The 21,271-nt window shown below is 56.2% G+C and carries 15 protein-coding genes, 3 pseudogenes and 1 other annotated feature; of the genes and pseudogenes, 8 read left to right on the top strand and 10 right to left on the bottom strand.

All coding sequences use genetic code 11. The features are described from left to right. Positions 1 to 155: 155 nt before the first annotated feature. Positions 156 to 1,073 (top strand): annotated as a pseudogene (locus tag AC4ANE_RS18890) (IS91 family transposase); the annotation flags it as partial. Positions 1,074 to 1,284: 211 nt separating this feature from the next. Here AC4ANE_RS18890 and AC4ANE_RS18885 read toward each other — a convergent pair. Together AC4ANE_RS18885 and AC4ANE_RS18880 are read right to left on the bottom strand one after the other, a co-directional pair. After that, entirely contained in the window at positions 1,285 to 1,602 is a 318-nt protein-coding gene (locus tag AC4ANE_RS18885; RefSeq protein WP_080719072.1) for a hypothetical protein, read from the bottom strand. A gap of 34 nt (positions 1,603 to 1,636) precedes the next feature. Further along, entirely contained in the window at positions 1,637 to 1,834 is a 198-nt protein-coding gene (locus AC4ANE_RS18880) for a hypothetical protein (RefSeq protein ID WP_031599159.1), read from the bottom strand. A 150-nt stretch (positions 1,835 to 1,984) separates the two neighbouring features. On the opposite strand from AC4ANE_RS18880, the gene AC4ANE_RS18875 reads away from it, so the two are divergent. After that, positions 1,985 to 3,070, top strand: coding sequence for a DUF3616 domain-containing protein (locus tag AC4ANE_RS18875; protein WP_002556026.1), 1,086 nt, complete (start codon positions 1,985 to 1,987; stop codon positions 3,068 to 3,070). A gap of 294 nt (positions 3,071 to 3,364) precedes the next feature. After that, positions 3,365 to 4,380, top strand: a pseudogene (locus tag AC4ANE_RS18870) (phosphatase domain-containing protein). A 389-nt stretch (positions 4,381 to 4,769) separates the two neighbouring features. Here AC4ANE_RS18870 and AC4ANE_RS18865 read toward each other — a convergent pair. Then, positions 4,770 to 5,804, bottom strand: a complete 1,035-nt coding sequence (locus AC4ANE_RS18865) for an IS110 family RNA-guided transposase (protein WP_460408464.1) — start codon at positions 5,802 to 5,804, stop codon at positions 4,770 to 4,772. A gap of 398 nt (positions 5,805 to 6,202) precedes the next feature. Here AC4ANE_RS18865 and AC4ANE_RS18860 point away from each other — a divergent pair, with 398 nt between their 5' ends. Both AC4ANE_RS18860 and AC4ANE_RS18855 read left to right on the top strand, forming a co-directional pair. After that, positions 6,203 to 7,237 carry an IS110 family RNA-guided transposase gene (locus AC4ANE_RS18860; RefSeq protein WP_460408464.1) on the top strand — a complete coding sequence of 345 codons (1,035 nt, stop codon included), beginning with the start codon at positions 6,203 to 6,205 and terminating at the stop codon, positions 7,235 to 7,237. A gap of 733 nt (positions 7,238 to 7,970) precedes the next feature. Further along, positions 7,971 to 9,052, top strand: a pseudogene (locus AC4ANE_RS18855) (type III effector); the annotation flags it as partial. A gap of 38 nt (positions 9,053 to 9,090) precedes the next feature. Here the strand turns inward: AC4ANE_RS18855 and AC4ANE_RS18850 are convergent. From AC4ANE_RS18850 to AC4ANE_RS18840, 3 genes are all read right to left on the bottom strand, one after another. After that, positions 9,091 to 10,313, bottom strand: a protein-coding gene (locus AC4ANE_RS18850; protein ID WP_095178853.1) for an IS3-like element IS51 family transposase whose coding sequence is annotated in 2 segments (ribosomal slippage) — positions 9,091 to 10,028 and positions 10,028 to 10,313 — 1,224 coding nt in all. Because the reading frame shifts where the segments join, the coding sequence is not laid out codon by codon here. Continuing rightward, positions 9,919 to 10,035, bottom strand: a sequence feature (AL1L pseudoknot). (Overlaps the previous gene by 117 nt.) Before the next feature lie 89 nt (positions 10,314 to 10,402). After that, entirely contained in the window at positions 10,403 to 11,191 is a 789-nt protein-coding gene (locus AC4ANE_RS18845; protein WP_031598579.1) for an SDR family NAD(P)-dependent oxidoreductase, read from the bottom strand. 333 nt (positions 11,192 to 11,524) lie between these two features. Further along, on the bottom strand, positions 11,525 to 12,124 hold the full coding sequence (locus AC4ANE_RS18840; protein WP_460408463.1) for a TetR/AcrR family transcriptional regulator: 600 nt from the start codon (positions 12,122 to 12,124) through the stop codon (positions 11,525 to 11,527). A gap of 116 nt (positions 12,125 to 12,240) precedes the next feature. Here AC4ANE_RS18840 and AC4ANE_RS18835 point away from each other — a divergent pair, with 116 nt between their 5' ends. The 3 genes from AC4ANE_RS18835 to AC4ANE_RS18825 all read left to right on the top strand — a co-directional run bounded on the left by AC4ANE_RS18835 (position 12,241) and on the right by AC4ANE_RS18825 (position 14,774). Continuing rightward, positions 12,241 to 13,125, top strand: a complete 885-nt coding sequence (locus AC4ANE_RS18835; protein WP_005733776.1) for an alpha/beta hydrolase — start codon at positions 12,241 to 12,243, stop codon at positions 13,123 to 13,125. Positions 13,126 to 13,170: 45 nt separating this feature from the next. Further along, a complete protein-coding gene (locus AC4ANE_RS18830) occupies positions 13,171 to 13,485 on the top strand; it encodes a hypothetical protein (protein ID WP_002554386.1) in 315 nt (104 codons plus the stop codon). Positions 13,486 to 13,742: 257 nt separating this feature from the next. Further along, positions 13,743 to 14,774, top strand: a complete 1,032-nt coding sequence (locus AC4ANE_RS18825) for a methyl-accepting chemotaxis protein (protein WP_002554385.1) — start codon at positions 13,743 to 13,745, stop codon at positions 14,772 to 14,774. Positions 14,775 to 14,842: 68 nt separating this feature from the next. Here AC4ANE_RS18825 and AC4ANE_RS18820 read toward each other — a convergent pair whose 3' ends face one another. The 4 genes from AC4ANE_RS18820 to AC4ANE_RS18805 form a co-directional block, all read right to left on the bottom strand. After that, the gene (locus AC4ANE_RS18820; protein WP_002554384.1) at positions 14,843 to 16,720 is read right to left on the bottom strand and encodes a methyl-accepting chemotaxis protein; all 1,878 of its coding nucleotides are present in this window, start codon (positions 16,718 to 16,720) and stop codon (positions 14,843 to 14,845) included. Positions 16,721 to 16,939: 219 nt separating this feature from the next. Then, the gene (locus AC4ANE_RS18815; RefSeq protein WP_002554383.1) at positions 16,940 to 17,269 is read right to left on the bottom strand and encodes a hypothetical protein; all 330 of its coding nucleotides are present in this window, start codon (positions 17,267 to 17,269) and stop codon (positions 16,940 to 16,942) included. Between the two features lie 4 nt (positions 17,270 to 17,273). Next, positions 17,274 to 19,346, bottom strand: a complete 2,073-nt coding sequence (locus tag AC4ANE_RS18810; RefSeq protein WP_002554382.1) for a hybrid sensor histidine kinase/response regulator — start codon at positions 19,344 to 19,346, stop codon at positions 17,274 to 17,276. A 334-nt stretch (positions 19,347 to 19,680) separates the two neighbouring features. Next, positions 19,681 to 21,132, bottom strand: a complete 1,452-nt coding sequence (locus AC4ANE_RS18805) for an NCS1 family nucleobase:cation symporter-1 (RefSeq protein WP_002554381.1) — start codon at positions 21,130 to 21,132, stop codon at positions 19,681 to 19,683. Between the last annotated feature and the right edge of the window lie 139 nt (positions 21,133 to 21,271).

The following is a 21,271-nucleotide window of genomic DNA, read 5'->3' as shown; positions in this document are numbered from 1 at the left end:
GTAGTGAATAGTCCTGCGTTGCTGCCTGCCTGAAAGTGTCCGGATGGCCGTGGAATCGGTGTCCAGATGCTTGTGGAATGAGTGTCCGGATCAGCATGGAATCAGTGTCCGGATGTTGGTGGAATGGGTGTCCGGATAGTCGTGGAATCCGCAGCTTACCCGAGTGTACCTGGCAACACCTGGTGTTCACATTGCCTGACACCCTGTGGCCGCTGTTCTTTCATAACCGTCACTGGCTCGATGCCTTGTGTCGCCTGGCCGTCGACAACCTGCTCTATGCGGGCCGACGCCGGGGCGTGGAGGTGGGTGTTTTCTGCGCCATCCACACCTACGGCCGGCGACTTAACTGGCACCCACACATCCATGTCTCGGTCACCTTGGGTGGGATCGATGACGCAGGTGTCTGGAAAGATCTGTCGTTTCATCCATCAGCCTTGCGTCGGCGCTGGATGTGGAATGTACGCCAGTACCTGCTCAGTCAGTGGGAGCACACCACCGTCCCACCTGAAAACGCTCATCTGCAGAGCGAAAATGACTGGCGTCACCTTGTGCTCAACGCCGGTGGTCAGCACTGGCACATCCACTTGTCGAAGAAGACGAAAAACGGCCGAAAGACAATCAATTACCTGGGCCACTACCTGAAAAAACCGCCCATCTCGGGCAGTCGTCTGGCGCACTACACCTCCGGTGCCACGTTGAGCTTCACCTGCCTGGATCACCGCACCAAGACCTATCAGCAGGAAACACTGAGCCAGACCGACATGCTGCGCCGGGTGGTGCAGCACATCCCCGAAAAGCACTTTCGGATGATCCGGTATTTTGGATTTCTGGCCAACCGCGTCTGTGGCCGACAGCTACCCCGGGTGTATGAGGCGCTACGCATGGAAAGGCGTGGCAAAGCGCCAAAACTGTATTTTGCGCAGATGAGCAAAGCGTTCTTGCATCGGGATCCGTTCAGCTGCGTGCTGTGCGGAGCGCGGATGGTGTACACCGCAGCCATCGCCGGCCTGACGGTGCAGGGCTTGATCAACAACGCTCAAAGCATCACGCAATTGAGGTACGTGCCGGCCTGATACGGGAGAGGTGCGTCCAAAATCTGGAAAAGGTACAGAAAAGTCGCTTTCAATCCATTTTTCGGCGTGGGTGATGGGTGAAAAAAGCTTTTTGCCGACATCGACGCCACGTTGGCATCACGCAGAGGGTGCCTTTTTAGGAGGATTACCCTGTATAGGAATTATTGAAATTCCTATACATCGAGGCACGCTGCGTGTTCAACTACGACCGTCATGAAGCTCCGCGACGAGCTCGCGCAACGTTACGAAGCACCCAGCCCGCTTTTGAAAAAGCCCACCGGTTCAGGACGAGGCTATCAAGCGGGTCATACGGGCGGTTGTCCCAGTCGTGGCTTGAGATATTCACCCTTCTAGCATTTGTGATCAGTGTTCCTGTGTGCCCTCCCCGAGAAATCAATTGGACTGAATCATCTGACTGTCGCTCGAATTCGATCCGAACCAGAATGGGATAGTCATACCCATTGCCTTTGGCCTGAAGCGGCTCAGTACACGTTATGAACCCCATGACAGGGATAGCAATCGCGTTCATAGAATGTCCCTTAGCCCTTTGGCTGTGCAGCGGCTCATTGGATATAAGCGCTTTCGATCAACCACGTAGCATCAGCGGCTGTGGGTACAGGATTGAGCGCTATGTTAGCCAGCTTTTTTTCTATCCACGTCAGCAGTGCGGTACGCCCTGCTGGACAAGGCATTAGATCACGCTCCAAATGGTTGGCAAGCTCTGAGATAGCCACATCGCGCTCGGCACTTTTTGCAGTCATCGCAATTTTCCTATGCATGGACCGGGGCATTGCCCTCTGAAGCGGTGGGTGTAGCATTACGGAGACAGCGCGGCTGGCCGGGGTCTACGCCCCCGCAGCGCAGCATGTCGGCTTGTCACCCTGTCAACTTTATCTGAAAGGAGCATACTCATGCGTAAACGTACTGCGCTACTGCGTTTTGATCCAGCGCTTGCCTCATTGCGCGATGGCATTTCGGCAGTTCAACGGATTGGTACCACGCTCTGGATCGCCAACGATGAAACCACGAGCCTTGAACGGCTGACCGTTAGAAATGCTGCGCGAGGCGAGGTGATATGTGATGAGCACCGATCATTTTCACTAATCAAGTATTTAAAGTTACCTCTACCAAAGTCGGATGCGGAGATCGATATCGAGGGGCTGGCCTATGATCACGGCACGGGTTACCTCTGGCTGGCCGGCTCACATAGCCTGAAACGCAAGAAGGCCAAAGCCGACGATTCCTCGCAGAAGAACATCAAGCAGCTATCGACGGTAGAGGCGGATGGCAATCGTTATTTGTTGGCCCGCATCCCGGTGGTTCAGGAGGGCGACAGCCATGTACTTACCAAAAAGGTGGATACCGATGCTAGAACAGCAGCACAGCTAAACGGTAACGAATTCGGCAATGACTTGATCAAGGAAATTGCAAAAGACGATCAACTGAAAGACTTTCTGCTGATCCCGAGTAAGGACAATGGTTTTGACATCGAAGGGCTGGTAGTCATCGGCTCGCGCCTGTTGTTAGGGTTGCGTGGTCCGGTACTCCGCGGTTGGGCCATCGTGTTTGAGATCGAGCCCGAACTGAGCAAGGACTCGACTGATACGCTGGTGCTCAAGAAGATTGGTCCAGATGGGCGCAGATACCGTAAACACTTCTTCGAGCTGAATGGCCTGGGTGTGCGTGACCTGTGCATCTCTGGTGACGACCTGCTGATTCTGGCGGGGCCGACAATGGAGCTGGACGGTCCGGTAAAAGTCTTTCGCTGGCACGGTGACTTTGCCGAAGAAGAAAGCGTGATTTTCTCGGACCAATTGGAGATCGTGATGGAGGTGCCTTTCGGGCAAGGCGTCGATCATGCCGAGGGCATGTGCATCTTTGGCACCGGAGAACAGGCCGGTGATGAGCTGTTGATTGTTTACGACGTTGCCGCGCAGCGTCGCAAGCTTGGTGACACAGATGTAGAAGCGGACTTGTTTACGCCAAATCAGCTTTAAAGACTTGGCGAAATCGGGGTTTGGGGAGCAACGGAACCGTAAACGCACTTAAGAAGTGGTTAGATGTAGCGGCTTGCAATCGAAAACCCGCGGGCTCGCATTAATTGCGACTATCAGTAGCCGCTGGCTCGGATTGCCAACGACATGCGCAATGTCGTCGCACGTTTCAAGCTGGTTGGCTGATCAGACCGGCACAAAATGCCGAAATTTCCGTCACGGGGTCTCACTGCCAGTTGGAACCGTTGGAGCCTATGCGCCCACGAAAGAGGTGCATTTGTTCATAGGATCCAATTCATGCAGAATCATGTCATTACTTCCCGAGGCGTCATACCTTTGTCGAGAGGGGGTTCAGCCAGCGATCTCGAGCCTGCCTATGCGCAGTTGACTCCCGAAGCCTATCGACACGCGGTTACGAAATTCAAACAAGCGCTGACTACACCGGAGCGGCCGACCGGTGAACCCGTGTTCCTCTATGACCGCACACCAGGCGAACTGGAAAATTTCCGTTCTTCGGACAGTTTTATTCTTCCTCATCACCTCAATCAAAAAGGCTGGGACACGCTGCACATTTCCGGCAGTGCCAGTATCGCCAGTTTGGAGCAAGTGCAACGCTTACATCCCACCCCCGAAAGCCCCGTCGTGGTATTGGATGTACGAGAAGAATCTCACGCGATCGTTGGGGGCTATCCATGTACTTGGCGACTGGGCAACAATTGGGCGAACGTGGGTAAAAGTCGCAATGCCGTCATCGCCGATGAGCAATCTCGCATCGCTGCGCTCAAGCAGCAGCCAGCAGTCGAGATCATTCATCGCAAGGATGCCAAACACGGGCTGGAGAATCCTCGTAAGGTAGTGTTGAAGAACCCGGATATCTCCAGTGAAGAAGACTTGGTGAAGTCCACTGGTGCAGGGTACCTGCGTTTGATGGTGACCGACCACATGGGCCCACGTTCGGAAGACATTGACCTATTCCTAGCCATGGAGCGCGCGTTACCCGAGCACGGTCGGGTACATATCCATTGCGGTGTCGGGCAAGGCCGCACAGGCATCTTCATCGCCATGCACGACATGCTCAAGAACGCTCACCGCGTATCGTTTCATGACCTGATAGAACGCCAACTCGCGTTCAATCCAGGTCGCGCGCTGGATTTCAACAAGGATGTCACCCACGAAGGCCGCGCCAACCTGCGCAATGACCGCTTGGAATTCATTTCGCTGTTTTACGAATACGCCAAGCAAACCCCAAAGGAGCGCCCCGCTCATGGTCAGAATGGCTCGCTGACCCGAACACCCCCTCTCAACAACGCTGACTGACTAACAGGGGTACTTCAGAAAACGGAATTTAAAGTAGGGGAGCACGCAGAATCCGGAAAAAATCGTACTACAAGGGCTTCCCCATTGAGCACAAGCCCAATAGTTTCTGTTTGACTCCGCTGCATATGCCGGATCGACGTAAGAAGGTGAAGGACTGCGGTACTACAAACGGTCATCTTGAGCTGATCGCTCGGACCCTGATGAAAGACGCACGTGAGGGCCTCGTTCGCTAACCGGGACTGAATTTCCCATACGATTTTTCAGGTATCCCCCACGCAGGTCCAACCCGCTTCACATCAACGACGGCAGTGCACATTGATCCTTTTATCCGCTCATGATCCTCGCCCTAACGCCTTACAAGGTGATCAGTCATGACCTCTGGTGTTTACGCGCCCGTTGGTTCTGCCTGTTCAGGCTTGAACGTGTCGCCGTAATGCAGAACGGCCCAGGCCATCCTCGCATTCTTGGCGGCAATCGCCACGGCCGCACGCCAGTAACCCCGTCGCTCCATGAGGTTGCGGATCCAGCGACTGAGAGGGTCTTGCTTATTGCCCAGGTTGGCCATGACAGATCGAGCTCCAAGCACCAGTAGACTGCGTAAATAGGCATCCCCGGCTTTGGTGATACTTCCCAGGCGCTGCTTGCCGCCGCTACTGTACTGGCTTGGCGTCAGACCGTGCCAGGCAGCCACTTGGCGACCGTTTCTGAAGTCGTGCCCATCTCCAATACTGGCCACTAAAGCACTTGCTGTGGTCGAGCCAACCCCACGCAATTGCAGCAGCCTACGGCTGCGGTCGTCTTCGCGAGCGATCTGATTGATGGCTCGATCAAGTTCCACCAGCCGATCCTCGATATGGCTGGTGTGCTCCAACAGTTCACTCATGCACCGTCTTGCCCAGCCAGGCAAGGTGTCCAGACAGGGACCAATCTCTTTTCTCAATCGCTCTGGGCTTTGTGGCAGGACCACGCCGAATTCAGAAAGTAATCCGCGCAGTCGGTTGTACGTAGAGGTGCGTTCTTCGATGAATCCCTGGCGGGTTCGATGAAGGCAAAGAGTGGCCTGCTGATGCTCGTCTTTAACAGGGACAAACCGCATGCTGGGTCGGGTCACTGCCTCACAGATCGCGGCCGCATCTGCGGCATCGTTCTTGCCGCGCTTACCCGACCTTCTATAAGGCGAAACGAGTTTAGGAGCCATCAACTTGACCGTATGGCCGTGCTCGGCGAACACCCTCGCCCAATGATGAGCGCCTGAGCAAGCCTCCATACCAATCAAGCACGGGGGCAACTGGGCGATCAATGGCACCAGTTGATCCCGCGCAACCTTGGGCTTCACCAAGGTTGCATTACCAGCCTCATCAACGCCGTGAACGGCGAATACGGCCTTGGCTAGATCGATTCCCACGGTAATAATTGGCATGGACTTCCCCTCCTGTGGTTTTGATGCAGGTTTGACACTTCATCATGGCACTTCGATGCCGATTCGCGACTTTCGCCGCGCCCTCTGGACGGGGAAGTCCCTTTCATTCGGTAAGCTCTGCCGACAGGAGATAGGGCCATGTCACGCCTGGGCGGTGTCTAATTGAAGTACACCTCAATCCGGCGTCAGGATACTCACTGGCACCGCGTCAGACTAGGGCCGTTTTCTGCATTTTCTGACGCCGAGGCGTCTATCTTTATGGTTTCAACTGACAGGTAGAATGCTTAGCGAATGAAAGGGACTTCCCCGTCCCAAGGGCGCGGCGAAAGTCGCGAATCGGCATCGAAGTGCCATGATGAAGTGTCAAACCTGCATCAAAACCACAGGAGGGGAAGTCCATGCCAATTATTACCGTGGGAATCGATCTAGCCAAGGCCGTATTCGCCGTTCACGGCGTTGATGAGGCTGGTAATGCAACCTTGGTGAAGCCCAAGGTTGCGCGGGATCAACTGGTGCCATTGATCGCCCAGTTGCCCCCGTGCTTGATTGGTATGGAGGCTTGCTCAGGCGCTCATCATTGGGCGAGGGTGTTCGCCGAGCACGGCCATACGGTCAAGTTGATGGCTCCTAAACTCGTTTCGCCTTATAGAAGGTCGGGTAAGCGCGGCAAGAACGATGCCGCAGATGCGGCCGCGATCTGTGAGGCAGTGACCCGACCCAGCATGCGGTTTGTCCCTGTTAAAGACGAGCATCAGCAGGCCACTCTTTGCCTTCATCGAACCCGCCAGGGATTCATCGAAGAACGCACCTCTACGTACAACCGACTGCGCGGATTACTTTCTGAATTCGGCGTGGTCCTGCCACAAAGCCCAGAGCGATTGAGAAAAGAGATTGGTCCCTGTCTGGACACCTTGCCTGGCTGGGCAAGACGGTGCATGAGTGAACTGTTGGAGCACACCAGCCATATCGAGGATCGGCTGGTGGAACTTGATCGAGCCATCAATCAGATCGCTCGCGAAGACGACCGCAGCCGTAGGCTGCTGCAATTGCGTGGGGTTGGCTCGACCACAGCAAGTGCTTTAGTGGCCAGTATTGGAGATGGGCACGACTTCAGAAACGGTCGCCAAGTGGCTGCCTGGCACGGTCTGACGCCAAGCCAGTACAGTAGCGGCGGCAAGCAGCGCCTGGGAAGTATCACCAAAGCCGGGGATGCCTATTTACGCAGTCTACTGGTGCTTGGAGCTCGATCTGTCATGGCCAACCTGGGCAATAAGCAAGACCCTCTCAGTCGCTGGATCCGCAACCTCATGGAGCGACGGGGTTACTGGCGTGCGGCCGTGGCGATTGCCGCCAAGAATGCGAGGATGGCCTGGGCCGTTCTGCATTACGGCGACACGTTCAAGCCTGAACAGGCAGAACCAACGGGCGCGTAAACACCAGAGGTCATGACTGATCACCTTGTAAGGCGTTAGGGCGAGGATCATGAGCGGATAAAAGGATCAATGTGCACTGCCGTCGTTGATGTGAAGCGGGTTGGACCTGCGTGGGGGATACCTGAAAAATCGTATGGGAAATTCAGTCCCGGTTAGCGAACGAGGCCCTCACGTGCGTCTTTCATCAGGGTCCGAGCGATCAGCTCAAGATGACCGTTTGTAGTACCGCAGTCCTTCACCTTCTTACGTCGATCCGGCATATGCAGCGGAGTCAAACAGAAACTATTGGGCTTGTGCTCAATGGGGAAGCCCTTGTAGTACGATTTTTTCCGAATTCTCTAGGCTCCCCAAGAAGGCAATCGATAACCGAGGCATACGGATCGTCTCTGTGGATCCGCCCACCAGCCATCAAGGCATGACGGCTTAGTCGGGTGATGAGTTCACCGACCGCATGTCCCATTCGTTGCGTAAGATGTTTTCACCCTTCTAGCATTTGTGATCAGGGTTCCTGTGTGCCCTCCCCGGGAAATCAATTGGACTGAATCATCTCACTGTCGCTCGAATTCGATCCAAACCAGAATGGGATAGTCATACATTGTCTTTGGCCTGAAGCGGCTCAGTACACGACACGTTATGAACCCCGTGACAGGGGTAGGAATCTCGTTCATAAAATGTCCCTCAGCGCTTTGGCTGTGCAGCGGCCCAGCAATCCTGCCAAGTCTATTATCAGACTCTGTTTCGAAGCTGTCTTTGGAACCCTCCTGTGATTTCGAACACTCATTGGCGGGGCGTCGGCTCTTGCCGGCTGGTCAAATAAACAACAATGTCGAGGCAGCGATGAAGCCCGTTCAATCAGTTAGTGCAACACAACACTACAATCCTCTAACCAATCTTGGGCAAGAAGCGTCATGCTCTCATGAAATAAGTGGCATCACGCAAACAGAGGGAATGCAGGCCACCGCTGCAACGACGCAGACCGCAGAGCAACTTACCACGGCGCGCGTTAGAGACATCACGGCGGCGGCCAAGGTCATACCGGACGGGACGACTGTGATGTCGCGCAAGCCGGAAGACCTCAGCCAATTGCAGACTGCCTATCTGGCCGCCAAAAATGCGCCCACGCACCCTGACCTCTACCTTAAGCTCTGCGAAACTTTTCGGGTACACGACGAGCGCCACGCCAGCGAAGGCCATGAGAACATCTGCGCGAAGACCATGACTGCTCGGATAGACGACGATGCGATCCGTGTAATGGCATATGCCTCTAGGGGCATGCATGGCGGTGATGTGAACAATTTCCTAAAGTTCAGCTTCAACTCTGGCCTGCCAAACCCTATCAGCAGCGCGTTACCCAGTATGCTTACGTTCGGTGCGTCAAGCTTCATCGGCGCCGTCCACGGACCGTGGTCTGGTTTCGGCAGCGCGCTTGCGTTCGCGGCCGCCAAGCCGTTCATGGCCGGCGGCATTCAGCCTGCCATTGTTTCGTTGTGCGACAACATCCGCGGACGTAATGCGCCAACCGTGCTGGCCAAAGGCGAAGTCAATGACGAGATCTGGTTGGATGCCGCAGCCCAGACTCTGGAGGGCCTGAACGAGGACACGCGTCGTGCTCTGACTTCTTTCGATGATGCTGTGCAGGCCGCGATTACGTCGGTGGGGATAAGGGATCCGAAGTTTCTCGAAACGGACGAAGGACTTGAATTGTTTTTCGATCATTTGAGCGATACCCACTTCAATTGTCTGCGCGAGGCCCTAGAGGGCGTCAATAATGCGCTGCAGAACACCGCTCCGCAGACTCGGGAATCACTTAGAGCTGAACCGCCCCGGGTTTCTCGGAGACCCTTTTGTTTGAGTCATGCCACCTGGGCAGACTCGGTGAGTTGCTGATAATAGATTGCTTCTGCTTCGACCGGTGGAATATGACCGATTGGCTCCAGCAGGCGGCGGTGATTGAACCAGTCCACCCATTTCAGGGTTTCCAGCTCCACCGCCCCCCGTGTGGGCCAAGAGCGTCGATGAATCACTTCAGCCTTGTAAAGACCATTGATGGTCTCAGCCAAAGCATTGTCGTAAGAGTCACCGACACTCCCGACCGATGGCTCAATACCGGCTTCGACAAGACGCTCGGTATAGCGAATGGACACGTACTGCACGCCACGGTCACTGTGGTGAATGAGTCCACCCTGCTTGACTGGGCGACGGGCGTAAAGGGCTTGCTCCAGTGCATCGAGTACAAAATCGGTACGCGCTGAACTGGACACCTTCCAACCGACGATGAATCGGGCAAAGACATCAATGATGAAGGCCACGTAAACAAAACCCTGCCAGGTACTGACGTAGGTAAAGTCCGATACCCATAGGGCGTTCGGGCACTCAGCCACAAACTGACGGTTGACATGATCCTGCGGGCACGGCCTGGCTTGGTCGCTGACCGTCGTCTTGACGGGCTTGCCGCGTACCACGCCTTGCAGGCCCAGCTCTCCCATCAGACGTTGCACTGTACAGCGGGCGACTTGCAGTCCGTCACGCAGCAATTGTCGCCAGACCTTGCGCACGCCATATACCTGGAAGTGCTCATCCCAGACTCGCTGGATGTGCTCACCCAGTTCCTGGTCACGCTGCGCACGCGCTGACTGCTGGCTGGGGTCAGCCTGCTGAGCAGCGTACCGGTAGTACGTCGACGGGGCGATTGGCAACACCTTGCAAATCGGCTCGACCCCGTAAGACTGGCGGTTTTCATCAATAAACGTCTTCATCGTTTGAATGGGCGGTCGAGCTCCGCCTGGGCAAAATAGGCTGAGGCCTTACGCAAGATCTCGTTAGCTTGACGCAACTGACGGTTCTCACGCTCCAAGAGCTTGACTCGCTCACGTTCGACTGTGCTCAGCCCATCACGCTGGCCGCTGTTGCGCTCAGATTGGCGAACCCACAGCCGTAATGTCTCGGGCGTGCAGCCGATCTTGGGGGCAATGGCACTGATGGTGGCCCACTGCGACTCGTACTCAGGAAGGTGTTCGAAAACCATCCTGATGGCCCGCTCACGGACCTCTGGGGAATACTTCGGTAGTTTTTTCATCGCTCCATCCTCTCAAAGGTTGGAGTCTCCGAGAAACCCGGGGCGGTTCAGTCTGCAGATTTGAGCTACTCATGATGGGTACCCTGGTTTCAGGCTTTGGTCAGATAGCGCTCTGCGGCGTTCGCCTGTCGAATGTCCGACAGCAACCCTTGCCGCGCGCCATCAAGCGCGTCCCATCGACCTGCAACGTGCAGTGGCGGAATGGTCACCAGTTCGCGACGATCGAAGCCCACCAGCGCTGCATCGACCAGTTCTTCGACGTCCATCACCTCGGGGAGGGTGTTGAGGTCGATCCCGGCGCGCTCCCAGATTTCGGTGCGGGTAGCTGCCGGCAGGACCGCCTGGATGTACACGCCCTTGGGTGCCAGTTCCAGGTTCAAGCCTTGAGACAGGAACAGCACATAAGCCTTGGTGGCACCGTAAACGGTCATACCGAGCTCTGGCGCCAAGCCCACCACCGACCCGAGGTTGACGATTGAACCGGTACCGGACTGCGCGAAGCGAGGGGCCACTGCGGCAGCGAGTCGCGTCAGCGCAACAATGTTGAGGGCGACAAGCTTTTCAATAGCCTCAGCGCTCTGCTCAATGAATCCGCCGGACTGAGCAATACCTGCGTTATTGATAAGGACGCCGATCCGGGCATCGTCGCGCAGGCGAGTTTCAAGCGCTGTGAGGTCGTCAGAGTTGGTCAGGTCGGCCTGAAGCACTTCGACAGATACGTCGTTTTCTTCACTCAGCCTTGCTGCCAGAGCATCGAGGCGTAGCTTGTCACGTGCGACAAGCACCAGGTTGTGGCCACGACGGGTAAATCGCTCAGCATAAATGGCACCAATACCGCTGGAAGCGCCAGTGATGAGAACAGTGGAGAGAGTAGTCATTGGTGATGTCCTGACAAGTAATGCAATAAGGGCAGCCAGGCGTTTGCGCCTGCGATTGTCGGTCACCCGGCAGGGCCTTCGACGCTGACGCAGAAGGGCCCTGCCAATTGATCCTTGGCGTTATGATTACGATCAAAATCTAAAATGTCAACTTATTGATGTTGGTCGACATCAAAATATGGCGAGGTCGTGTGCGCCTGCATTCATAGGCGAGAGGGGCGAAGAGAAATCTCGCGCGCAGGCGCTTTGGCCGCTCGGGAGATGCGGCGCAGAGGGCGTTTCAGAGGGCGAAGTGGGCATATAGGCACGGGCGCTTTTGCGGGGCGCGGAGCGCTATGGTGTAAGCAAAAAAGACGCCATCGGTTTGAGTATCGATTCGGCCGAGGCCACAGAGAGTTCGTCCGGCTTTCTGTCGATCGCCAATGAGGCATACACATGCGCAGTGCTCCAGGCGAGGAAGGTGCGTTGCTCAAGCACTGTCGAGTCTGGTTCGGCACCGTTTTTTGCGACCCATGCTGTACGTATCGACTGACGAAGCAGTTGCAGCGTGGCTTCGCCTGAAGTGAGCAACCTGGGTAATGTGCGGTTGACCCCGCCCATTCCGAACATCAACCGGAAGTGCTGTGGGTAGTTTTTAGCGAAATTGACATAGCCTATCCCACAGCCCAGTACACAGTCGCCAAGGTCCCGCTGCGCGGCACGGATAGCGTCGACCATCCGTTCATAACCATCGGCCACCACCTCTGCCATCAGGTTTTCCAGAGAGCCGAAATGGTGCGCAGGTGCGGCGTGTGAAACGTTCGCCCGTCTTGCGCATTCACGCAGTGAGAGTCCTCGCATGCCTGCTTCCCCCACGATGTCCCAGGCCGCCTGCCGCAAGACGGTCGGCAAGTTGCCATGGTGGTAAGTACGCGGGGTATCTGAGGTCGACATACGAAGCTCCCTGTCATGAAATAAAAGTTATACAGCCATCGTACAGCCTATCTTGTCAGTGACAAGATAGGCTGCTCTAATTGCTCCAGGTATTATGGCTGGTGCGGAGAATACCGATGAGCAAACTTACCAACAGGCTTCGATTATTGACGCTGCGGGGCACCTTCATGCTTGCCAGCCGTATTCTACCTGGCCCCACCGGAAGATACCTTGCCCGACGTTTCGTGACACCCCAGGCCGCAGGACGTGCCGAGGCTGCGGCTGCGCTGAGCGCATCGGCGGATGTGCAAACGGGTACTCTGGAACTGAACGGGTTCAAGATCTGCACCTACGTGTGGGGAGATCCTTCCAGTCAACCTTATGTGTTGTTCTCCCATGGGTGGTCAAGCTACGCGATGCGTTTTGTCGGCTGGGTGCCGTTGTTACGATCGATGGGCTATGCGGTGGTTGGTTTTGATCAGCCTGCCCATGGATTAAGCTCTGGCGATATCAGCCACATGCCGCAGTTTGTGGAAGTGCTTCAGCAGGTAGGACGCCATTTCGGAAAGCCTGCGGCCGTGATCGCTCATTCGTTGGGCGCTTCGTCAATCATTTTCGCTCAGGAAGAGCAGTGGCGTCCCGACCGGTTTGTGTTGATTGCGCCGTTCCTGGCCCCGGCTGACAACGCGCTTCATCAGTTTGAAACTTTTGGTATCGCGCACAAGGTTTTCGCACCTTTTGAAGGATACTTGCATGCGCTGAGCGGCCGCCGCTTCGCGGATTACGACGCTTCTGCGCGACTGCAGTTGCTTGATCGTCCAGCGCTTATTATTCATGACCGCCGAGATCGCGAAACCCCGTGGGAAAAGGGGGCTCGGTTCGCAAAGCTATGGCCCGGAGCACGTCTTTTTACCACGGAAGGGCTGGGCCATAACCGGCTGATTGATCACCCCTCCGTTACTGCTGAAGTGATGGAGTTTCTGAAGCCGGATAGCCACTTGCCAACGCCGATTGAACCATGACCTGGCTGGAGACGCGGGTCGTGGTTCCTGAAGCTGGAGGTCACTGTGAGCAATCATCATTTTTCCGATGAGCTGGCCGTGCTGGAGATCGTTGACAGCGCCCATTTTTTCCGCCCTGGAAAGATGACGTCTGGTCAGCTGTACCTGAGTTTGATTCGTCTCCAGCCAGCGGTTCCGGCAATAGGGGAATTCATGGAGATGATCGATACTCTTGTGAAAGAAGGCCTGTTGATTTCAGGTGCCGTATTGCCCTGTGACGCTTCGTTTCCCTATGTGCAGCATATTATTTTCGGTCTTACCGAGGTGGGCGAGGCTGTAGTGCAAGCAACAAAGTCTGAGATCGAAAGCGTCAACAGTTGAGTGCATGCCCTCAGCCCGAAGCCCTTCCGCATACATGCTTCTTAAACCCGTCGTGCAAACGTTCCGTGCGCAATGCTTGCAGATTGTCGACCTTCAAAACTACATTAGCGGGGTTGAGGGCATTACGACATCAGTCGATAAAAACAGGAAGCCCAGACTTCCGCGCCCTTGAGAATGACAACTTCTTTCCCTCTGTTTTTTGCACGACGATTGTGCGATGGCTGCCGCCTACGGTAACTCATTGAAGCAGAAAGAAAATGATCGAACCCGAACGAATTGTGACCCTGTCCCGTGAAGTGGAATCTCTGGCAACTCGTGGCGTCAGCGATATACAACTGATCACCCGCCAGACTCGATTGCTGGCAATAAACGCGCTGATCGAAGCGGCGCATGCAGGTAAAGCCGGTCGGGGTTTTGCGGTGGTGGCCGAGGAGGTGAAGAATATCTCCGAGCAGATTTCAAAGATTGCCAGCGGTCTGACTCAAGACCTGCAAGCGTCGGTCAATGAACTGACCGAACTTGGTAAGGGCATGTGTTTTGATGTGCGAGGACAACGGCTGGCAGACCTCGCACTGAACCTGATCGAAATCATTGATCGCAATTTGTACGAGCGCACGTGCGATGTTCGCTGGTGGGCGACCGATGCATCGCTGGTTGATGTACTGATGACCCCAACTGCGCAGAGTCGCGCACACTCCAGTGAGCGCCTCGGCGTCATTCTGGACAGTTATACGGTGTACCTGGACATCTGGGTTGCTAATACAACCGGCTGCGTGATTGCGTCCGGTCGGCCCGATACCTTCGACAAGGTTATCGGTGCGAATGTAAATGAGGCGACTTGGTTCAAGCAGGCGGTGCGGCACTCGTCTGGCGATCAATACTTTGCCGGTGAAGTCGCTGTGGAGCCCTTGCTCAACGGCTCGCAAACCTGTGCGTTCAGTGCAGCCGTGCGCAGTAACGCCGGCAAACACTCACCTGTGATCGGCGTCATCGGGATTTTCTTTGACTGGAAGAATCAGTCGGACTCGGTGATCAATGGCGTGCGTCTGAGTGATGAAGAGCGCATCCGCACCCGAGTGATGATGGTCGATGCCAGCCACAGGATAATTGCCAGTTCCGACCCCCAAAGCCCGTTGGGCCACAGTATCGACTTGCAGACCAGGGCGGGGCAGGCCACCGGTTACAGCACACTGCCCAACAACAGCATTCAAGGGTATTCAATGACCCCGGGCTTTGAGACTTATCCCGGCATGGGGTGGCTGGTGGTGATTGAACAGCAGTTGCCTTAGTTGCGCGTGCTTCCTGGCAGTCGGGATGTAGAGCCGCTGCCAGAAATTCTCTGGCAGCGGCTTGAGCGTTATATACGGAAGCTACCCACCAGCTGAGTCAAGCGGGTGGATTGCTGTTCAAGGTCAGTGCAGGCGCGCAGGGTAGCGTTCAAGTTCTCCACGCCTTGCTGGTTCAGGGTATTGATCTCTGTGATATCCACATTGATCGCTTCCACAACGGCAGTTTGTTCTTCGGTCGCCGTGGCAACCGAATGGTTCATGCCGTCGATTTCGCCAATGCGTTCGGTAACGTGTTCAAGGCTTGCAACGGCCTTGTTGGCAATGCCGACCGTTTCAACACTTTCACGCTGGCTTTCGTTCATGAGCGCAACAGCCTCGCGAGCGCCCGATTGCAGCTGCTCGATCAGGCTCGCCGATTCTTGCGTTCGGTGGGCCAGGCTGCGTACTTCGTCGGCCACCACGGCAAAACCTCGGCCGGCTTCACCCGCGCGTGCCGCCTCGATGGCTGCGTTAAGGGCCAGCAGGTTGGTCTGTTGAGAGATGCCGGTAATCACTTCCAGTATCTGGCCGATGTTGGCGGTTTTTGTATTGAGCGTTTCAATCTGTTCACTTGCGTTGCTGATGCGCTTTGACAGGCGGCTCATGGCCGCGATGTTCTGCCCGACCACGTCCTGACCGTCCGAGGCCAGCGTGCGTGCATCGCTTGAATGGCCAGAGGCGCGCGCGGCGTTCTGGGCAATCTCCTGGGTTGCAGCGCCCAGCTCATTGATGGCTGCGGCCACGCTGTTGGTACGGTTGGACTGCTGATCGGAATTGAGCATCGACGAGTTGGAGGCATTCACTACCCGCTGGGCAACTTCATTGAGCTGTACCGTGGAGGAGGCTACTTCACGCATCGAGTCGTGGATTCGTTCTACAAAGAGGTTGAAGCCGTTGCCCAGATACCCGAACTCGTCTTCGCTCTGAATCGTCAAGCGTTTGGTCAGATCACCTTCGCCGGCAGCGATATCGTGCATGGCGCGGCCCATCAGGTTGAGCGGCCGCATCAGTACGCTCAGAAGCATTCCCAGCAGAAGGATTATCAGCACCACCGCAATGACAGTCGCCACGATGGCCGAGTTTCTGAACTCGCCCAGTGCTGCATAGGCGATCTCTTTGTCCATCGCCACGCCCACATACCAGTTGACGGAAGGCAGCCCGTCTACATGGGCAAACGTAAGAATCTGAGCTTTTCCGGCATGCTCGCTTTCGCTCAGGTTCTGGGACAATTTCGGCGTATTCGCCGGGTAGACTTCTGCCAGCGTTTTCATTACCAGCGAAGTGTCCGGGTGGACCAGAATGCGGCCATTCGCATCGACCAGAAACGCGTAGCCGTCGCCATGAAGGCGCAGCGAGCTGATCATTTTCACCAGTATTTCCAGGCTCAGATCACCGCCAATGACCCCGGATACACCCGATGCACTTTTGACCGGTGTGGCAAGAGTCACGATCAACCCTTTGGTCACAGCATCCAGATACGGTTCGGTGAGGATCGTCTTGCCTGCGCGCACGGCATCGACATACCACGGCCGGGTCCTGGGGTCATAGTCGGCCGGCATGTCATCAGGCGGCTGAGTGACGAAAGAACCATCGCTCTTACCCTGGTAAATACTCATGAAGGTGGCGATAAGCGTGGGTTGGCCGAGGGCAAGATTCTGCGCGTCGGTTGATTGCGGCGAAGACGCATTTTCCGCCAGGTTCTCTACCAGAAGAATTCGCCCTGAAAGCCAGTTGCGGATGTTGCCTGCGGTGCTGTCACCCGTCTGATTCAGGTTCTCCTTCAATTGCAGGCGCAGGGCGTTGCGTTGCAGATAGTCGTTGTAAAACGTGAACAGGGTGAATGCGGCGATCACTACGAGAGACGCCGCCAACAGGATTTTATGGCTGAATTTTAGCGATTTTGTCATGCCGATAAGGGCCTTTAGAGGGGGAGTGCCGAGATGTGAAGTACAGCAAAAGCAATAGCGGTTTATCGGCGGGCGCGCCGATTAATAAATGCTGGTTATCATATAAATGCTTCGCGGAGCGTCTATCACAGCGCCTCAGGGGCAAGGCGAGGCCTAATCCGATGATCAAGCGGGGCGGTGAATAGTAATGAATGAGGTTTGCCGCTGTATCGAAGGCGTTTACTTAGTCGATCGTTGTGCTTCTGACACTTCATACCACTGCGCATATGGCGTGTTTTCCACATTGCACCGATTGAAATCCCTCGCCCCGTCAGTCCACCAGACGTCGCCGCGCTCCCCAAGTGCAACCTTGGCCTGGTGAACCCCGGTCCGGGCGGCTTTCAGTGCATCTGAATCCGCGCTTGCCTTGGCTGCCTTGACTTCGCGCCGGGCAGCCATCAACTCATTCACTAGTCGCTGACGAACCTCTTCGCTCAGGGACGGATTGGAACATCGCCAGAGTTGTCCCTTGACCACAAAATACCGGCCATCGGGTGTCGTAGGGTGCACGCTATCAATAGCAGCGAGTGGCTGCATCCGCGCCGATCAGGCCTGTCACTCGCCCGGCGAGAGCATCCAGCCCGAACGGTTTGGTCAAAACTTGTGTGCAGGGCCGCAGGTGGCAGTCGTCCAGCACTGAAGTCTTGGCGTAGCCAGTGATGAACAGGGTCGGCAGCCCCGGTCGGCAGTCGCCCGCAGCGTCAGCCATTTCCCGGCCGTTCATGCCGCCCGGCAAACCGATGTCACTGATGAGCAGGTCGATGCGGGTATCTGACTGCAGGATCTGCAAACCTGACTGAGCGTCGCCTGCTTCCAGGCAGTTGTAGCCCAGGCCGGTGATCACCTCGGCGACAAGCATTCTGACCGACGGCTCGTCATCAACGATCAGAACGGTTTCGCCGGTGTGCTGCGCTGGCTCTTCGGTTATTTCGGGCTCGGCAGCGCGTGGAGCATTTTCAGCAATATGCCGTGGCAGGTGCATGACTACGCTGGTGCCATGACCTTCAACCGACTCGACGCGGATCTGACCGCCGGACTGGCGCACAAAACCGTAGACCATCGACAGGCCCAGGCCGGTCCCGGCGCCAATGGGTTTGGTGGTGAAGAACGGTTCAAACGCCTTGGCGACGGTGTCCGGGCTCATCCCCATGCCAGTATCTGTGACGCGGATGCTCAAGTGCTCGCCGGCAGGAATGCCGTGGTCAGGGTCGGTACATTCTTCAATGGACGCATTGGCTGTTTCGATGACGATGCGCCCGCCACTGGGCATTGCGTCACGGGCGTTCAGGCACAGGTTCAGCAGCGAACTTTCCAACTGGGCATGATCGATCAGTGCAGGCCACAAGTCATCGTGGGCGACGACTTTTATATCTATCTCCGGGCCGACCGTGCGTGCAATAAGTTCTTCCATGTCCTGAATCAACACGTTGACGTTGGTGACTCTCGGGGACAGGTTCTGACGCCGCGAAAACGCCAGCAGCCGGTGAGTCAGCGAAGCCGCGCGCCGTACTGCGCCCTGAGCGACCGACACGTACCGGTCTACATCACCGACACGGCCTTGAGCCAGTCGTTTGGTGATCAGTTCAAGGCTGCCGGAAATGCCGGCCAGCAGGTTGTTGAAGTCATGTGCGATGCCGCCTGTCAGTTGTCCGACGGCGTCCATCTTCTGGGAATGGCGCAGGGCGTCTTCGATCTGCTCACGTTCGAAAACGGCTTGTTCGATGCGCTGTTCGAGTGTCTGATTGAGTTCTCTGACCGCTTCTTCGGCTTTTTTTCTGGCGGTGACATCAACAGATGAGCCGATCAGACCGATCACCTCGCCGTTTTCATCGAGCAAGGGCGCTTTGGTCGAGAGCCACGTCGCTGCAGAGCCGTCAGGCAGGTTGACCTGTTCTTCGATCTGTTCGCTGACATTGTTCTGCATGATCCGCCGGTCGGTTTCCATGAGCACCCGTGCCTGTTGCTGATCATCCAGAAACTCCAGGTCCGTCTTGCCGATGAAAAACTCGGGCGGCTTGCCGATCAGTTCAGCGGTGCCACGATTGGCGACCAGCATGCGACCTTCGAGATCCTTGGCGTAGACAACGCCCGGAACGGCAGCCGTGAATATCCTCAGCAACTCGTTGAGCCGGTCGCGCTCGTCTTCAGCCATGCGACGGCTGTCTATATCAAGCAATACGCCCGGACTGCGAACAGGCTTGCCGCGACTATCACGCTCGATTTTTCCGCTGGCTTCAACCCAGCGATAAAGGCCGTCTTCATGCAGAACCCGGTATTCGCATCGGTAGGTTTCGCTGTTCTGAAGCGCGTCCTCGATTGACTTGTCGACTCTGGCCGAATCGTCGGGATGAATGGAAGCTATCACCAGCTCCAGTGGCAAGCCTTTGGCGCACAGCTTCGGGCACAAGCCGAAGGTCCGGGCAAAACGCTCATCGCCGGTCAACTGATCGGCAATGATGTCCCACACCCAAGTGCCGACAACTGCCCCTGAATCAAGGGCGAGTTGTAGCTGCTCGACCGCTTCCTGCTCTGAAGGCGGGAGTGGCTGGGGGGCGAATGGCATGCCGCCGGAAACATCATTGCTCATCACTATCGACCCACTTGAACGCCTGGTTCACAAAGACTCAGTCATAGGGCAGCGCAGCGGCCTGAAAGTTGTACAAATTTTATTCTATTTTGTGCCCCAGGCCTTACAGGCGATCAGTGACACTCCATCATTCCATGGGTTTGGTCTGAGAGTGATATTAAATTAATATCATCTGATAAGTGCAGTATTTTCTACGGAGGCAGTCTGGGCAGTGCTTTCAGGTCATATCGGGCTTGCCGAGCCAGCTGAAAGCGCTGATTTCGCGAGGCGACCGGTGTTTGTGTAACGTGCAGGCGCTGGTCCCGGTCAGGTGCCAGCGCCTCTGCAGTAGCTCTTAGTTCTGGCCGACAGGCGCAGGCAGGTTGGCAGTCTGCACGGGCGACCAGCGGGTCATCACATAAAACAGCGCGCCACCCAGGATGCACCCGGTGAACCACGCAAAGTTGGCAATGGGCTTGAACCACTCGACAAAGGTAAAGCACAGGCCCACCAGCGCCGTCAGCACTAGCGCTTTGACCGCAATCCAGTTCACGCCATTGGTGTACCAGTAACGACCGCTTGGCGTGTCATTGAACAGGGCGTCGACATCAATCTGCTGCTTCTTGATCAGGTAGTAATCCACCAGCAGGATGCCGAACAGTGGGCCGATGCAGGCCGCGAGCACGTCCAGGGTGTAATGGATCACTTCAGGGTTGTTGAACAGGTTCCAGGGCGTGATAAAGATCGAAGCTACGGCAGCAATCATGCCGCCTGCACGCCAGCTGATGCGGCTGGGGGCCACGTTGGCAAAGTCGAAGGCCGGGGAAACGAAGTTGGCGACGATGTTGATGCCGACAGTGGCGGTCACGAAAGTAAATGCGCCGAGCAGCACGGCGGTGGTGTTATCGATACGCGCTACGGTGGCAATAGGGTCGTGGATCATTTCACCGAAAATCGGCAGCGTGCCCGAGACAATCACCACCGTCACCAGCGAGAACGCCAGAAAGTTCACCGGCAAGCCCCAGAAATTGCCGCGGCGCACGTCGGCCATGCTGCGGCAATAGCGGCTGAAATCACCGAAGTTCAGCGTCGGGCCGGAGAAGTATGAGACCACCAGCGCGATGGCCATGACCACCTGCCCGAACGCCGCCCAGCCGGATAACTCTTTTTCAGCCAGGGTGAAACTGATGTTATCCCAACCGGCGCGCCAGACAATCCAGCCTGCCAGCGCGAACATCACCGCGTAAACGGCAGGACCGGCCCAGTCGATGAAGCGCTTGATCGATTCCATGCCGGTCCAGAATACAGCAGCCTGGACCACCCACAACGCCAGAAAACCGAACCAGCCAAGCCACGACAACCCGAGAAAGGTCGGGTTCTGATACGCAGCCAGTTCCGGGAAGAAACGCAAAACCACGATCACCAGTGCGCTGGACGCCAGATAGGTTTGAATGCCGTACCACGCCACTGCAATCAGCCCGCGGATGATTGCAGGAATGTTGGCACCGAATACCCCGAAGGCCAGGCGGCAGATGACCGGGTAGGGCACGGCGGCTTGCTGGCTGGGTTTGGCGACCAGATTGGCAATCACCTGAATGATGCAGATGCCCACCAGCAGCGCAATCAACACTTGCCAGCTGGCCAGGCCGAGCGCGAAGAGGCTGGCGGCGAAAACGTAACCGCCGACGCTGTGCACGTCGCTCATCCAGAACGCCAGAATGTTGTACCAGGTCCACTTCTGCTGCACCGGCCCCAGATCATGGTTGTGCAGGCGCGGGCTGTATCCGGCCGGGCGTTGGTCTGTCATAGCGTTACTCCCTCGATGGATCGTGGCGGGATCGGGGTACGATCGATGATATTTTTGTATACGATCCTGTACGCAAAAGATGTGCCATACGTTTTTTCATAGGCAAAAAGTCAATGCGCGCTATGCCAGCTGGCGTTCC

The sequence above is a fragment of the Pseudomonas sp. Pme6b genome, assembly GCF_058129925.1.
Note: the sequence above shows the minus strand (reverse complement) of the source record. Positions and strands in the feature narration are given on the sequence as shown.

Bases quoted from the DNA above. Each gene is read 5' to 3' on its own strand.
- AC4ANE_RS18810 (WP_002554382.1), bottom strand. From the start codon at position 19,346: ATGAGCAATGATGTTTCCGGCGGCATGCCATTCGCCCCCCAGCCACTC.
- AC4ANE_RS18860 (WP_460408464.1), top strand. From the start codon at position 6,203: ATGCCAATTATTACCGTGGGAATCGATCTAGCCAAGGCCGTATTCGCC.
- AC4ANE_RS18865 (WP_460408464.1), bottom strand. From the start codon at position 5,804: ATGCCAATTATTACCGTGGGAATCGATCTAGCCAAGGCCGTATTCGCC.
- AC4ANE_RS18835 (WP_005733776.1), top strand. From the start codon at position 12,241: ATGAGCAAACTTACCAACAGGCTTCGATTATTGACGCTGCGGGGCACC.
- AC4ANE_RS18840 (WP_460408463.1), bottom strand. From the start codon at position 12,124: ATGTCGACCTCAGATACCCCGCGTACTTACCACCATGGCAACTTGCCG.
- AC4ANE_RS18880 (WP_031599159.1), bottom strand. From the start codon at position 1,834: ATGACTGCAAAAAGTGCCGAGCGCGATGTGGCTATCTCAGAGCTTGCC.
- AC4ANE_RS18820 (WP_002554384.1), bottom strand. From the start codon at position 16,720: ATGACAAAATCGCTAAAATTCAGCCATAAAATCCTGTTGGCGGCGTCT.
- AC4ANE_RS18845 (WP_031598579.1), bottom strand. From the start codon at position 11,191: ATGACTACTCTCTCCACTGTTCTCATCACTGGCGCTTCCAGCGGTATT.
- AC4ANE_RS18875 (WP_002556026.1), top strand. From the start codon at position 1,985: ATGCGTAAACGTACTGCGCTACTGCGTTTTGATCCAGCGCTTGCCTCA.
- AC4ANE_RS18885 (WP_080719072.1), bottom strand. From the start codon at position 1,602: ATGAACGCGATTGCTATCCCTGTCATGGGGTTCATAACGTGTACTGAG.
- AC4ANE_RS18825 (WP_002554385.1), top strand. From the start codon at position 13,743: ATGATCGAACCCGAACGAATTGTGACCCTGTCCCGTGAAGTGGAATCT.
- AC4ANE_RS18805 (WP_002554381.1), bottom strand. From the start codon at position 21,132: ATGACAGACCAACGCCCGGCCGGATACAGCCCGCGCCTGCACAACCAT.